The 12,199-nt window shown below is 71.0% G+C and carries 11 protein-coding genes; 8 read left to right on the top strand and 3 right to left on the bottom strand.

The genetic code is table 11. The features are described 5' to 3' along the window. Positions 1 to 188: 188 nt before the first annotated feature. Positions 189 to 575, top strand: a complete 387-nt coding sequence (locus ACIQM0_RS11355; RefSeq protein WP_401285755.1) for a hypothetical protein — start codon at positions 189 to 191, stop codon at positions 573 to 575. 174 nt (positions 576 to 749) lie between these two features. Beyond that, positions 750 to 1,103: a hypothetical protein gene (locus ACIQM0_RS11350; protein ID WP_385034427.1), complete on the top strand. Its 354-nt coding sequence runs from the start codon at positions 750 to 752 to the stop codon at positions 1,101 to 1,103. Between the two features lie 116 nt (positions 1,104 to 1,219). Here ACIQM0_RS11350 and ACIQM0_RS11345 read toward each other — a convergent pair whose 3' ends face one another. Next, a complete protein-coding gene (locus ACIQM0_RS11345; RefSeq protein WP_401285754.1) occupies positions 1,220 to 3,910 on the bottom strand; it encodes a BTAD domain-containing putative transcriptional regulator in 2,691 nt (896 codons plus the stop codon). 429 nt (positions 3,911 to 4,339) lie between these two features. Here ACIQM0_RS11345 and ACIQM0_RS11340 point away from each other — a divergent pair, with 429 nt between their 5' ends. Both ACIQM0_RS11340 and ACIQM0_RS11335 read left to right on the top strand, forming a co-directional pair. Beyond that, positions 4,340 to 5,863, top strand: a complete 1,524-nt coding sequence (locus ACIQM0_RS11340; RefSeq protein ID WP_401285753.1) for a helix-turn-helix domain-containing protein — start codon at positions 4,340 to 4,342, stop codon at positions 5,861 to 5,863. Positions 5,864 to 5,955: 92 nt separating this feature from the next. Continuing rightward, positions 5,956 to 6,882 carry an ornithine carbamoyltransferase gene (locus ACIQM0_RS11335; RefSeq protein ID WP_401285752.1) on the top strand — a complete coding sequence of 309 codons (927 nt, stop codon included), beginning with the start codon at positions 5,956 to 5,958 and terminating at the stop codon, positions 6,880 to 6,882. Positions 6,883 to 7,084: 202 nt separating this feature from the next. Here the strand turns inward: ACIQM0_RS11335 and ACIQM0_RS11330 are convergent, their stop codons facing one another. Then, the gene (locus tag ACIQM0_RS11330) at positions 7,085 to 7,297 is read right to left on the bottom strand and encodes an MbtH family protein (protein ID WP_401285751.1); all 213 of its coding nucleotides are present in this window, start codon (positions 7,295 to 7,297) and stop codon (positions 7,085 to 7,087) included. 141 nt (positions 7,298 to 7,438) lie between these two features. Continuing rightward, positions 7,439 to 7,720 (bottom strand): hypothetical protein, encoded by a 282-nt coding sequence (locus ACIQM0_RS11325; protein WP_363028976.1) that lies wholly within the window; start codon positions 7,718 to 7,720, stop codon positions 7,439 to 7,441. Positions 7,721 to 7,963: 243 nt separating this feature from the next. Between ACIQM0_RS11325 and ACIQM0_RS11320 the strand changes: the two genes are divergently transcribed. Genes ACIQM0_RS11320 through ACIQM0_RS11305 form a run of 4 tightly spaced genes read left to right on the top strand, consistent with a single transcriptional unit; the run spans position 7,964 to position 12,112 of the window. After that, positions 7,964 to 8,434 carry a cobalamin B12-binding domain-containing protein gene (locus ACIQM0_RS11320; protein WP_401285809.1) on the top strand — a complete coding sequence of 157 codons (471 nt, stop codon included), beginning with the start codon at positions 7,964 to 7,966 and terminating at the stop codon, positions 8,432 to 8,434. Then, positions 8,431 to 9,837, top strand: a complete 1,407-nt coding sequence (locus ACIQM0_RS11315) for a methylaspartate mutase (protein WP_401285750.1) — start codon at positions 8,431 to 8,433, stop codon at positions 9,835 to 9,837. The genes ACIQM0_RS11320 and ACIQM0_RS11315 overlap by 4 nt, the downstream gene beginning before the upstream one ends. Further along, positions 9,834 to 10,850, top strand: a complete 1,017-nt coding sequence (locus ACIQM0_RS11310; RefSeq protein ID WP_401285749.1) for an asparagine synthetase A — start codon at positions 9,834 to 9,836, stop codon at positions 10,848 to 10,850. The genes ACIQM0_RS11315 and ACIQM0_RS11310 overlap by 4 nt, the downstream gene beginning before the upstream one ends. Next, positions 10,847 to 12,112, top strand: a complete 1,266-nt coding sequence (locus ACIQM0_RS11305) for a glutamate synthase-related protein (RefSeq protein ID WP_401285748.1) — start codon at positions 10,847 to 10,849, stop codon at positions 12,110 to 12,112. Before ACIQM0_RS11310 ends, ACIQM0_RS11305 begins: the two co-directional genes overlap by 4 nt. Positions 12,113 to 12,199: the final 87 nt, after the last annotated feature.

The raw sequence follows: 12,199 nt of genomic DNA, 5'->3' as shown, positions 1-12,199 counted from the left end.
GTCGCATCACCTGCGGATCACCACGGATCCCTGTCTCAATCGAACGGGGTCATCATGCGGCCACCGATTACCGCTGCGTTCCCTTAGCGAACGAGGGAACGGGAACGCAGCGGGAACGGATCGGGAGCGAACCGGGAGCCGGGACGGCAAGGGTCGTTGCGTAGTTGTCTGCAGTGAGGAGTACTCAAGTGAAGGACCCCAGGGACCGCTCGCCCGACGGGACGGAGCTGCGCCAGGCCTTCGAGGACCTGACCACCGTGGAGCGGTGGGCCGAGCATGTCGCGTCCGGCGTTCATTCCCACCCGTACGCCGCACCGGAGTCCTTGGAGGGCCCCCAGCTCAGCGTCGAGACCAGAACCGAGGACGGCATGCACACGGTGGCCGGGATCGTGGAGTGGCCGCCCGGGGACGATGCCGGGGTGGCCGTCCTGGACGAGGCGGAGCGCGCGGTGCTCCGCTCCCTCGTGAGATCGCTGCTCGACCTGGCCGGCCATGAGTCGGGCGCCGCCCGCACCCGCGTGGTGCTCACGCCCGTCGGCCCCCGCGTCACCGCCTGCCAGCTCGACCTGGACTAGTGGACCGGTCGTGCTTGAAAGTCCCCTGGCATAGGCGTTTCCGGTCCGTTCCCGCGGCAGTTCCCGGCGGCGGTATCGGGGCAGGAACGGACCGGGAACGCCTGTCAGCAACATCAGTGGTGTCGGGAAGCGGAACACCGCAAAAACCCACAAACACCACTTAGGGGCGGGACCATGGGACACAAGCTTGCTGGGCTCTTCGGAATCATCGCGGCGACGCTGGCCTTCGGCATCGGCGTCACGGTTGAGGCGGGGCAGTCGCACAGCCCCCGGAGCACCCAGCAGGTTGTGGCCGACGACAAGGGCCCGACGGTGATCGGCACCCACACGCTCGCCGACGACAAGGGCCCCACGGTCATCGTCGCCACCCCGAACGACGACAAGGGCCCCACGGTGATCGGCACCCACATACTCGCTGACGACAAGGGCCCCACGGTCATCGTCGCCACCCCGAACGACGACAAGGGCCCGACGGTCATCACCGACACGACCAACGACGACAAGGGCCCGACGTCCCCCACGGTGTGAGATCCCGCGCCCCGACAAGCACGCCCCGCACCGGAGCCTCGGTGCGGGGCGCGGTGCTGTTCCGGGGCGGTGGGACGACGTGCCGTGACGGGTGCTGCTGCTGCGGCGGCCGGCCGTCAGCCGCGACGGTGGCCCTTCAGCACGCCCATCTCGGTGAAGAGCTTCTCGGCCTCGGCCCGGTACCGGACCGCGTCCGGCGTGTCACCGAGGGCGTCGGCCATGCCCGCCAGGGCGTAGGCCTCCTCGATGCGGTAGCTGAGGGACGAGGCGAGTTCATGGGCATGGGTGTGGAGCGCGAGCGCCGCCGCCATGTCGCCCTGGCGCCGGCGCAGCCGGCCCACCACGTTCTCCACCTTGGCCCGGCGCAGGGGAGAGGAGTTCGTGCGCATGAGGCCGAGGGCCCGCTCCGCCTGGTCCGGGTCGAGGGGCGGCCGGCCCAGCAGGTTCTCCACATCGGCGGACAGCGCCAGGGTCAGGGCGAGGTTCACCTCGTTGCCGGCGTCCCCGTAGAGTCCGCGGGCCTCCGCCAGGCAGCGGTCGGCCTCCTCGTAGGCGCCCAGGCCGACATGGGCGAACGCGAGGTCGGTGATGGCTCCGGGCAGTCCCTCGTGCTGCCCCAGCCGCCGGCTCAGTTCGGCCGACCGCAGCGCCGCGTCCCGCGCCTCCTCGTACCGTCCCCACTGTTCGTAGAGCGTGCTCAGGATGGTCAGGCTCTCGGCCTCCGCGCGCGGCATGTCCAGGTCGCGTTCGTGCGCGATGGCCGTCTCCATGTGGCCCAGGGCCGCGGAGAAGTCGCCGAGCAGGCTGTTGAACTGGCCGAGGATGCTCTCGCTGTGGGCCTGCGTGTGCAGGTCGCCGAGCCGGATCGCGACGTCCCGGCTCTCCCGGGCGGCCTCGAGCCCCTCGGCGAGACGGCCGAGTTTCCAGCAGGCGACGCCCAGATTGGAGAGGCTCACCCCCAGCAGCGCCAGGTCCTGCAGGCGTCCGGCGGCGGCGACCGCGACCCGGCTCAGCTCGCCGAAGTCCTCCAGGAGACCGAGGTCGTTGAGCTGGAAGACGAGATTGCGCGACAGGCAGACCACATAGCGGTCGTGGCCCTTGCGTTCGGCGAGCGTGACGGCCGCGAGGAGCGCCGTCTGCTCACGCAGGAACCACTTGCGTGCCCGCTCGGCGGTGCCGAGGTCGGGCATTTCGGCCGTGGAGGGCGGGATGCCGGTGCTGCGCCGGCGCCGCCCGGAATAGAGAAGATCGCACGCCACTTCGGTGGCGGTCAGGTAGTAGCCCAACAGCCGCTCCACCGCACCGGAGTCCTCCGCGGACTCGACGAGCAGGCTCTGCGCGAAGCTGCGCACCAGGTCGTGGAAGGTGTAGAGACCGATCTCCGGCTGCTGTACGAGGTGGACGTCCAGCAGCATCTCCAGCAGGTCTTCCGCGTCCCGGGCGCCCGTGCCGAGCAGCGCGCCGGCGGCGTGGATGTCCATGTCGCTGCCCGGATGGAGCGCCAGCGTCGAGAACGCGTTCCGGCACTCCTCGTCCAGAGCCTGGTACGACAGGCGCAGGGTGGCGGAGACGCTGCGGGCGCCCGAGCTGAGCTCGTCGAGTCTTCGGGTCTCGTCGCGCAGCCGCTCGGCCAGGTACTGGAGGGTCCAGCGCGGGCGGTTGCGCAGCCGGGCAGTGGCGATCCGCAGGGCGAGGGGGAGGTGGCCGCAGAGCTGCGCGAGCTCGGCGGCCGCCTCGGGCTCGGCGGCGACGCGCTGGGCACCGAGCGTCTCGGCGACCAGCATCGCGCTGTCCTGGGGCGGCATCACCCCGATGGAGATCCACCGCGCGCCGTCCAGATCGACCAGCCGGGCCCGGCTGGTGACCATGATCAGGCTGCCGGGGGAGGCGGGCAGGAGCGGGCGGATGGCGGCGGCGTCCGCCGCGTTGTCGAAGAGGATCAGCAGCTGCTTGCCGACCAGGGTGGCCCGCCACAGGGCGGTGCGGGCGGGTACGTCGTCGGGGATGAGGTTGCCGGGAACGCCGAGGGCCCGCAGCAGACTGTCGAGCGCCATGCCCGCGGTCACCGGCTGGTCGCCGGGCGTGTAACCGCGCAGGTCTATGTGGAGCTGGCCGTCCGGGTACTCCGGTGCGAGGCGGTGCGCCGCCCGTACCGCGAGCGAGGTCTTGCCGCAGCCCCCCATGCCGTCGATGGCCACGATCTGCGGGCCCTGCTCACCGCCGTCCTTGGCGGCACGCAGGATCTCGGCCAGTTCCCGGTCCCGTCCGGTGAAGTCCGCGAGGTCGTACGGGAGGGTGCTGGGGGGTTCGGCGGGCAGGGCCACGGACATGACCGGGGCGGCCGCCGGCCTGGGTCCGGCCAGTTCGGGGCTGTCCCGGAGGATTCCCTCGTACAGCTTGGTCAGATTGGGGCCGGGGTCGATGCCGAGTTCCTCCACGAGGAGCTCGCGCACCTTGCCGTACTCCTCCAGCGCCTCTGCCTGCCGCCCGGACCGGTAGAGGGCGATCATCAACTGGCCGCGCAGGGACTCGCGCAACGGGTTCTGCTGGACCAGTTCCCTTAGCTCGACGACGAGTTCGGAGGCCTCGCCCAGTCCCAGGTGGAGTTCGAAGAGCTGTTCCGCCGCGGTCAGCCGGCGCTCCTCGATGGACGTCGACGCGGCCTCGATGACCGGACCGCCGTCGCCCGACAGAACGGGCCCCCGCCACAGGGCGAGGGCGCCGCGCAATATCTCGGCGGCCTCTGCCGTACGGCCCTCGGACGCCGTCTGCTTCGCTTTTCGGATCAGTAGGCCAAATTCAGCCAAGTCGATATCGCATTGTTCGTCGGCGACGCGATAGCCGGGCCCATCGGTGAGCAGGACGTGGGCACCCCCCGGTATCCGCCTTCGGAGATCCGCAACTGCCTTGCGCACTTGGTGCGGCGCCGTCGGCGGCGGTTCTTCGTCCCAGGCCGCCTCGACCAGCCGGGAAACCGGAAGCACCTTTCCGGGCTCCAGAAGCAGAGTGGCCAGAACTCGCTCCTGGATGACTCCCCCCAGCCGGAGCCGCGTCCCGTTCGCCCACCCCTCTATCGGGCCAAGAATGTTGAAACGCAGACGAACCTCTGCCGCTGTTGACACGCATCCTCCCCCTCAACACTGCCCACCCGCAGCTCTACCCAGGCGCGAGGCGATCGTAGCCCCTGGGTGCGGGAAGACGCGGTACTGCACCGGGAAGACTTCGGGAATGGCTCGATGGAAGCTGTTCATCGACGGCAGGCCTTCGCTGCCACGGAGAGTACGGAGCGTGAGCGGACCGGAAAGATCCCGTTCCCGGGCGCGTGTTCCGGACAGTCCTGGGAGGCCGGGCAACCGGCTATTGCATTTTCTGAGCAAGTGGAGACCGAGGAGACAATGATGAATTCCCAGCCTGGACCCGGGCTTGACGCTCTGCTGCAGAATGCGCGCAGACGTGCGGGGCTCACTCAGGAACAGCTGGCGGGGCTTTCCACGGTGAGCGTACGGGCCATTCGAGACCTGGAGCTGGGGAGGGTCCAGCACCCGCGCAGGGAAACGCTGAAGCTCCTCGCCAATGCCATGAGACTGAGTGACGCGCGACGCGTCGAGCTCGAACTCTCCGTCGACGCAAAGGCCGTGGGCCGGGTCTTCCAGGACATGTACGGGGCGGACCTCGCCACACCGCCCCCTCCGCTGCGTCCGCTGGTGGGGCGGCGCCCGGAACTGGAGGCGCTGACAGCGCGGTTGAGCACGGATCACGAGCGACTGCTGACGCTGGTGGGCCTGCCGGGGGTGGGGAAGTCGCGGCTCGCCCAGGAGGCCGCCTCCCTCATTCACGCCCGGGACCGGGTTCCGGTGCTGTGGGTATCCCTGGACGACTCGGCCGAGACCGCGGAGGCGGCCCCCAGCAGCCCGCAGTCGACCGTGGCCGGCTGGGTGCGCGCCCTCGTCCGCGACGGCGAGGAATTCGAGGAGCTGGCCACCCTCATCGGATCCAAGGCGACCCTGATCGTACTGGACGGTCACGATGCGTCACCTTCCGTCACCCCTCGGCTGCTGAGTCTGCTGCGTGCCTGCGAGCACCTGAAAATACTCACCACCACCGACCGGCCGGTGCACCTGCCCGGCGGGCGGCTGCTCCCACTGGCACCGCTCGCGGTGCCGTCCGCCGCCGATCTGGCCGTCGGCGCGGCCGGCGACACCCTCGTCGCGGACCGGCACGCCGTCGAGCTGACGCTCTCCCACGTCAGTTACATGCGACCCGACTTCCTCCCCACGGACGCAGTCGTCACCACCGTGGCCCACATCTGCCGGGCGCTGGACGGGATTCCGCAGGCACTGGAGGCCGCGGCCTCGTGGCTGCTGCTGTACTCCCCCCAGCAGCTCCTGGACATCGCCCGCACCACACCGCTGGTCCTGCTCGACGGCGTGACGCCCACCGACCCCGCCGCCGGCCCCACCCTGAGTGAGCGGCTCACCACCGCCGTGACCGGGCTCGCCCCGCAGGCGGAGGCCCTGCTCCGCACACTGGCGACCCTGGAGGAGCCGTGGTCGGTGGACGACGCGGCACGCGCCTGCGGAACCTCGCTGGCGGGCACCGCCCGTGATGTGCACGCCCTGCTGGTCCGCGGTCTGATCCGCCGGCTGCCCGCCACGGCGGGCGACTCGGTGGGCTTCACGGTGCTCAACCTGGTCCGTGCGGTGCTCGCGGCGGATCGGGAGACGGTGCCCGCCGCTCTCGTCCCGGTACTCGTCGACTGAGGGCGGCCCGCCCGATCCGGTCCCGCGCGCCCGTCTCCCGTTCCCGTCCTCGCCCCCGCCCTGCCCTCGTCCTCGTGAAAGGCACCCCACCCATGCGCAACCTGATCTCGCTCGCCGACCTCACGCCCGCCGAGCTGGACCACCTCGTCCGGCGCGCCGCCTCGTTCGGCCGCGACGGCATCGTCCCGAAGCCGCTGGCCGGACGCCAGATCGGCCTCTACTTCCGCAAGTCCTCGACCCGGACCCGTACGTCCTTCTGGAGCGGGGCCACCCGGCTCGGCGCCGATGTGATCACCTTCGGTCCGAACGAACTCCAGCTCACCACCGGCGAGACGGTGGAGGACACCGCCCGGGTCCTCGGGCAGTACCTCGACGCGCTCGTCGTACGGACCAACGGGGACGTGGACGAGATCCGCCGGCTCGGCAGCAGCGAGGACCTGGCCGTCGTCAACGCCCTGAGCCTGGACGAGCACCCGACCCAGGCGATCGCCGATCTCGCCACGCTCACCGAGCGGTTCGGCTCGCTCGACGGTCTGCACCTGCTCGCCGTCGGCGAGGGCAACAGCTCCGGCGCGGCCCTCGCGCTCGCCGCCGCCCTCACCCCCGGCCTGCGTCTCACCCTGCTGTGCCCGCCGGGATACGAAGTACCCAAGGACACCCTGGACCTGGCGGCTGAACTGAGCGGCGGCAAGGCCCTGGTGACCCAGATCGTGACGCCCGACGAGGTCGAGGGCCCGGTGGACGCGGTGTACACCAGCCGGTGGCAGACCATGGGCGTGACGAAGGAGAACCCCGACTGGCTCAGCGACTTCGACGGCTTCCAGATCAACCGCGGCTTCCTGGAGCGCTTCGGCGGCCCGCGGACCGTCTTCCTGCACGACCTGCCCGCGGTCCGCGGGCAGGAGGTCACCGACGAGGTGCTCGACGGCCCGGCCAGCCTGGCCTGGCGCCAGGCCCACCACAAGATGACCGCCGCCGCGGCGGTCCTGGAATGGTGCGTCGCCGGCGCCCAGGACTGACCGCCCGAACCGCGTTCGGCGGACCGGGGCGTACGCACGAAGCTCCCGGCAGCCATGAGGTTCTCGATGGGGAACCCACGGCCGCCGGGAGCTTCGTGCGTACGCCCGACGATCATTCCGTTCACGCACGCACGGAAAGGGCGGGTGCGCGACGCGATAGGCGCCTCGCACCCGCCCTTCCGGCACGGGACGAACAGCCGGTTCAGCCACTCATCGCCGCGACGACGGAACGCGGCCGCATATCGGTCCAGTTCGCCTCGATGTATTCGCCGCACTCCTGCTTGCTGCCCTCGTCTCTCACCAGTTCCCAGCCCGCCGGCTGCTGGATCCGGGCCGGCCACAGCGAATACTGGCCCTCTTCGTTGGCCAGCACCACATAACGGCCCTGAGGGTCCTCGAACGGGTTGGTTGCCATGATTTCCACCTCGGTTGGACGAAGGTATGCATTCGGTCGTCGGTCTGACGGAGTTCTTCTCGCCTGCATCACAGGCTAGGAGCCGTAGGCCGGTTCGCCGGGCAGAAGCCCAGGCAGATCGGCGGCACCACGGAGCGCCGATCAGGCGAGCACGCGGGCCGTCTGATGGGCGTAGGTGAGGGCGACCCCGGTGGCCACGGTCGCCGCGCGCACCGCGCCGAGCGCCTCGCGCACCAGCTCCGAACGCTCCACCGGCCCGCCCTCGAACCCGGTCTGACCGGCACGGACGATGGTCACCGCCGCTTCGAGCACGGCGATCTGCGCCTCGCCGAGCGCCTCCCTCCGGTCGACCCTCTCCCGCACCTGTGCCAGGACGTCCGCGAGCACGTCCGCCGCACGGACACTGTGGCCGGTCTCTGCCATGTCATGACTCCTCGGTCGTTCGCCGGCGGTGTGCACGGGGCCGGGCGGTGAATTCTGCGGGCGCAGTCCGGTCAGTCTCACGCCCCGCCACCCGCCCGGCACAGGGCTTTCGGCCAACTGCTCCCGTCCTGCCGCCCAGTTGCCGCCGGTCACGCCGGAATAGTCTGCGCGGCGAATCTACGGTGGTGGCCGAAAGGAAGTTCAGGTCACACCTGGACCTCTTTCTCCCCCTGTCATCCAATGATGTGGACGAAGCGAACAATGAAGCCTGCGGAATGGGCGGCTCGTCATCGATCCGGGCCGCTGGACGTTGTTGTCACCGGACTGCAATCCGATGCGCACACCTGGAATCTCATCTACATCCAATTGCTGCTCGAAGACCTCGGGCACAAGGTCGTCAATCTGGGTTCCTGCGTGCCAGAGGACGAGATCGTCGAGTCCTGCTGCAAGTTCCAGCCCGACCTGCTGGTCGTCAGCAGCGTCAACGGACACGGCTTCAACGATGCCCAGCCGCTGATCGGGGCCATCCGGTCGCGCTGGGAGCTGACCGGACTGCCCGCCGTCATCGGCGGCAAGCTCGGCGTCTCCGGCGGCGGGGAGGAAGAGGCCGACGTCCTCAGGAGGGCCGGGTTCGACGCGGTCTTCCAGGACGGCGCCGATCTCACCGCTTTCGAGTCCTACGTCGGCTCACTGCCCAGAGAGGTGGAACGATGACCCCGCCGGCCCTCGCGGCAGCCCCGGAGAGCCGCACCACCGTGCACCGGCGCCCGCTCTCCTTCGGCCGCTTCGTCGCCGAGGCCCAGGACCGCGGCACCCTCGTGGTGCAGCCCCGCATGGGCTTCTCCGACCCCGCACTGATGCGGGCCGGCCTACTGGCCACCAAGGGCGCCGCCGACGCGGTCGTCGGCACCATGACGATCGACAGCTACACCCGGGTGAGCGACGAGGCGTCCGCGGCCCGCGCGCTGAACAGCGGCGTCCCGCTCAACGGATTCCCCATCACCTCCTACAGCCCCCACACCTCGCGCTGGGTCCTGGACGGTGTCCGGGACGCCGGCTTCCCGGTCCAGATCCGGCACGGTTCCGCCCGCCCCCAGCGCATCGTCACCGCACTGGCCCGGCTCGGCCTGGACGCGACCGAGGGCGGCCCGGTCTCCTACTGCCTGCCCTACGGGCGCACCCCGCTCCTGGACTCCGTACGCAACTGGCAGGAGAGCTGCGAGTTCCTCGCCGGACTGCGCGGCACCGGGGCCGAACCGCACCTGGAGACCTTCGGCGGCTGCATGCTCGGCCAGCTCTGCCCACCCGGACTCCTCGTCGCGATCAGCGCGCTGGAAGCGCTGTTCTTCCACCGGGCCGGACTGCGCAGCATCTCGCTCAGCTACGCCCAGCAGACCAACGCGGCGCAGGACCGCGACGCGGTGCACGCGCTGCGCCGGCTGGCCGGCGAATTCCTGCCGGACACCGACTGGCACATCGTCCTCTACACCTACATGGGTCTCTACCCGCAGACCCGGCGCGGATCGCTGGACCTCCTGGAGCGCTCGGCCGAACTGGCCGTGGAGACCGGCGCGGCCCGGCTGATCGTGAAGACGGCCGCCGAGGCACACCGCATCCCGACCGTGACGGAGAACGTCGAGGCCCTGCGGGTCGCCGCACGCGCCGCGTCCCGGCACCGCGCGGCGGCCGGGCCCCGGCCCGCGTCCGTGCCGCTCCCGCACACCGACCCGGCGGACAACGCGGTCTACGCGGAGGCCCGCGCCCTGGTGGACGCCGTGCTGAACCTCGACGACGACCTGGGCCAGGCCCTGCTGAAGGCCTTCGCCCGCGGATACCTCGACGTCCCCTTCTGCCTGCACCCCGACAACGCGGGCCGCTCCCGGAGCCTCATCGACGGGTCCGGCCGCCTCGCCTGGTCCGAGATCGGGGCGATGCCCCTGGGGCCCGTCCGCGACCGCGGCCGCCGGCTCACCGCCGCCGGGCTGTTCGACGCCCTGTCGTTCGTCCAGCGCCGGCACGACCGCACCCTTCCCCCGTCCGTTTCCCGCCCCCCGCTTCCCTCGGCGGCCCGACGCCCGGCAGCCCATCGGCAGCACACCCAGGAGGTAGCACCATGACCAGTACGATCGCCGAGCCCTACGGCCGCATCGCGCCCGCGTTCCCGGCCTCTCCCGACCAGCACCTGATGGCCGAGCCGACCCGCGCCACGCTGCGGGTCCAGAGCCGCATGCTCGCGGCCACCCGCTCCTTCCTGACCGCGCAGGGGTTCCAGGAACTGCTGCCGCCGGTCATCGGACCGGTCACCGACCCCGGCATCCGGGGCTCCAAGCAGGTCGACATCGACTTCTACGGCCACAAGTACAAGCTGATGACGAGCGCGATCCTCTACAAGCAGGCATCGCTGATGGCCTTCGAGAAGATCTTCTACATCGCTCCCAACGTCCGCCTGGAACCGCTGGAGACGGCCGTCACGCACCGCCACCTCGCCGAGTTCCACCAGATAGACGTGGAGATCCGCGACGCCGGCCGCGAGGACGCGATGGAGCTCGCCGAACGGCTCGTGGCGCACGTCGTCGACGAGGTCGTCCGCGAGATGCCCGGTGAACTGGAGCTCCTGGGCCGGGACCGGGACGCCTTCCGGGAAGTGGTCCAGGGAGCGTTCGCCCGCACCACGCACCGGGAGGCCACCGCGGACCTGGTGGCGCTCGGCCACCCGCAGGACCCGGGTGCCGAGATCGACTGGGAGGGGGAGGAGATCCTCTCCGCGAAGACCAGCCGCCCGTTCTTCGTCGTCGACTACCCCAAGGGTTCGCGGGGCTTCTACGACCAGGAGGACACCGACCGCCCCGGCATCCTCCGCAACTTCGACCTGATCGCCCCCGAGGGCTACGGCGAGCTGGCCAGCGGCAGCGAACGCGAACACGACTACGCGGCCCTGGTCACCCGGATGCGCGAGACCGGCGAGAACCCCGCGAAGTACGGCTGGTACCTCGACCTGGCCCGCCGCGGCATCCCCGCCAGCGCCGGCTTCGGCATCGGCCTGGAGCGCTTCACCCGCTACGTCACCGGCCGCACCGCCGCCTGGGAGGCCAGCGCCTACCCGAAGCTCCCCGGAGTGGTGTCGGCATGAGCGTACTGAGCGCAGAAGGTTTCCCCGAGGAACAGGTGCGGCACCGGGCCAGGGCCGGAGCGGCGGCGGTCTTCCCCGCCCTGGACTCCTACGGCGGCAGCCTGCTGGGCGCGATCCCGGCCGGCCACGACCCGTACGACGTGCTGGAGCGCGCCAGGATCGTGCCCCCGGTGTTCATGCCGGAACGGCTGAAGAAGCTCATCGACCTGGCCCGCGAACCGCTCTACACCGATGTCGAACTCGGCACCTCCGTGGGCGGGTTCGCCTCCCGACTGCCGCTGTACGTGTCCGCGTTCGGCTCGACCCAGGTCGCCAGCCACGACCTGGGCGAGGCGGCCGGGCGGCAGGCCGGACAGCTCGGCATCCCGATGGTCATCGGGGAGAACGTGGTGCCGGTCAACGGCTACCGCGCCGCCTCCGACTCCGCGGCCTCCCCGCTGCTCGGCCGGATCGCCGCCTACACCGCCGCCGCCGACGACGAGCACGGCGGGGTGGTGGTCCAGCAGTCCACCGAGGACGCGGACGCCGAGGTGTGGAACCTGGTCTACAGCGACCCCGTCTCCGAACCGCTGCTGGCCACCGGCCGGCTCGCCTTCGAACTGAAGGTCGGCCAGGGTGCGAAGCCGGGGCTCGGCGGCCTCACCGTTCTGGGCCGCGAGGCCGGCGGCAGGATCGCCGAACAGTACGCCCTGGACGAGGTGTTCGGCGCGGACAGCGACTCGGTCCTGCGGATCAGCAGCCCCGGCACCTTCACCGAGGAGATCCTGCGCCAGCAGATCCGGCTGATGCGGAACAACTTCCCCCGCGTGAAGGTCTGGGTAAAACTGCACCCCGGCCGCGACATCGCCCTCGCCGCGGCCACCGCCTGGGCGGCCGGCGCCGACTCCGTCACGGTGGACGGAGCCGAGGGCGGCACCGCCTGGGCCCCGACCGGCTTCCTCGGCCAGGTGGGGCTCCCGCTCGGCGAGTGCCTCACCCGCATCGGGGCCACCGACCACTGCCTGCTCGCCAGCGGGCGGATCTGGGAAGGCGGCCGGGCCGCAAAGGCACTCGCGCTCGGCGCCCGCGCCGTAGGCCTCGGCCGGGCCGCACTCCTCGCCGTCGACGAGGACGCCGACGCCGGCCTCGTCCGGCTGGCCGAGAGCATCGCCCTGGAACTCCGGCTGCTGATCAGCTCCGTCGGCAAGTACCACGCGAACGCACTGGAAGCGGACGACATCCTGCTGCCCGCCGACGCCGCGACAGCATCCCGCACCGGCTGACTCCCGTCCCCACCCCACGACTTCGCACCATCCGCACGTCATCCACCGTGGCTCCGTCGGTCTCCCGGCACGCCGCGAGACCACGAG

This window comes from Streptomyces sp. NPDC091387, assembly GCF_044756945.1.
In the GTDB taxonomy this organism is placed as follows: domain Bacteria; phylum Actinomycetota; class Actinomycetes; order Streptomycetales; family Streptomycetaceae; genus Streptomyces.
This window is presented reverse-complemented; position numbering and strand designations above follow the sequence as displayed.

Bases quoted from the DNA above. Each gene is read 5' to 3' on its own strand.
- ACIQM0_RS11350 (WP_385034427.1), top strand. From the start codon at position 750: ATGGGACACAAGCTTGCTGGGCTCTTCGGAATCATCGCGGCGACGCTG.
- ACIQM0_RS11340 (WP_401285753.1), top strand. From the start codon at position 4,340: ATGGAAGCTGTTCATCGACGGCAGGCCTTCGCTGCCACGGAGAGTACG.
- ACIQM0_RS11335 (WP_401285752.1), top strand. From the start codon at position 5,956: ATGCGCAACCTGATCTCGCTCGCCGACCTCACGCCCGCCGAGCTGGAC.
- ACIQM0_RS11330 (WP_401285751.1), bottom strand. From the start codon at position 7,297: ATGGCAACCAACCCGTTCGAGGACCCTCAGGGCCGTTATGTGGTGCTG.
- ACIQM0_RS11325 (WP_363028976.1), bottom strand. From the start codon at position 7,720: ATGGCAGAGACCGGCCACAGTGTCCGTGCGGCGGACGTGCTCGCGGAC.
- ACIQM0_RS11320 (WP_401285809.1), top strand. From the start codon at position 7,964: ATGTGGACGAAGCGAACAATGAAGCCTGCGGAATGGGCGGCTCGTCAT.
- ACIQM0_RS11315 (WP_401285750.1), top strand. From the start codon at position 8,431: ATGACCCCGCCGGCCCTCGCGGCAGCCCCGGAGAGCCGCACCACCGTG.
- ACIQM0_RS11310 (WP_401285749.1), top strand. From the start codon at position 9,834: ATGACCAGTACGATCGCCGAGCCCTACGGCCGCATCGCGCCCGCGTTC.
- ACIQM0_RS11305 (WP_401285748.1), top strand. From the start codon at position 10,847: ATGAGCGTACTGAGCGCAGAAGGTTTCCCCGAGGAACAGGTGCGGCAC.